This window comes from Brevundimonas sp. CURTG3B2_SDJG (genome assembly GCF_057364705.1).
Genome location: NZ_JBNFOJ010000509.1, coordinates 1 through 1,087, shown reverse-complemented (window position 1 = coordinate 1,087; position 1,087 = coordinate 1). Strand labels below are relative to the sequence as shown.

Annotated in this window: 2 protein-coding genes; both read right to left on the bottom strand. The window is 74.1% G+C overall.

The features are described from left to right. On the bottom strand, window positions 1-366 hold a 366-nt coding region (locus tag AC2W7C_RS18310; RefSeq protein ID WP_486002621.1), incomplete at its 3' end, for an HAD family hydrolase. Window positions 367-405: 39 nt separating this feature from the next. Beyond that, window positions 406-1,087: tetratricopeptide repeat protein (locus tag AC2W7C_RS18305; protein WP_486002620.1), on the bottom strand; the 682-nt coding region annotated here is incomplete at its 5' end.

Sequence of the window (1,087 nt, the reverse complement as noted above, 5' to 3'; positions counted from 1 at the left end):
CCCGGCCGCCTTCAGCCGCGCCCGCGCCAGGGCGGGAGACGCCGAGGTGACCACGGCCCACCGGTCGGGCGGCAGGCGGCGAACGAAGTCGACGGCGCCCGGGATCGGGGCGACGTCGGCGACATCCTCGATCTCGCCCTGCTCGACCCAGGCGATCTCGGCCTCCAGGTCGATGTCCTGGAGGTTCTGACGCCGGATGGTGTCGATCGTCCGGACGCCGTGGATCGTGGGGACGAAGGCCTCGACGTCCAGGCCGTGGCGAAGGGCCCACCGTGACCATACCCGCTCGGCGGCGGCGACGGAGGTGATCAGCGTCCCGTCCATGTCGAACAGGAACGCCTGGTAGGCGCGGGGGGAGGAGGCCATTCGCCCTATCCAGCACGCGGCCGGATCGGCGGCAACCGGTCAGCCGCCCTGGAGCGAGGTCCAGGTGCGGGCGCTGGCCTGCTGCTCCCCGCCGGTCTCGCGGGCGCGCAGCCAGGCCAGGTTCTGGTCGGCCAGCTCCGGCGGCAGGTCGCGGCGCAGGATCTGCTCAGCCTCGCCCAACTTGCCGTTCAGGCCCAGGACCAGCGCCAGGTTCAGCCGCACCTTCAGCGAGGCGCCGGGCTGGGCGCGGCGCGGCGCAGCAGGGCTCGGCCGTGCGTGTCGCCCGTGCTCATCGCCGCCACGGCCATGTTGGCCAGGACGTCGGGATTGTCGGGCGAGATCGCCAGCGCCTGAGCCCCAGGCGGCGCGGGAATCGTCGCCGCGCCGGACCTGCTGATAGGCCGTGCCCAGCAGCGACCACGGCCGCCAGTCGTCCGGCCGCATGTCGCGCGCCTGCTCCAGCGCCTGGATGCCGTAGAAGGCCTGGCCCCGGGCGATGTGCCCGCGGCCGGCCTCCAGCATGGCCTCGTAGTTGCCGGGCTGGACCAGCAGGACGCGCTGGGCCATGTCGGCGGACTGCTCGTAGCGCCCCAGTTCGCGCAGGGCCTGGGCGGCCTTCACCCCGGCCACCGGATCCAGCGGATTGATCTCGGCCTGGTCGGTCCAGAAGGCCGAGCGGCTGAGCGCGTCGGCGCGGTCGTAGGCCGCGCGCGCTCGGCGC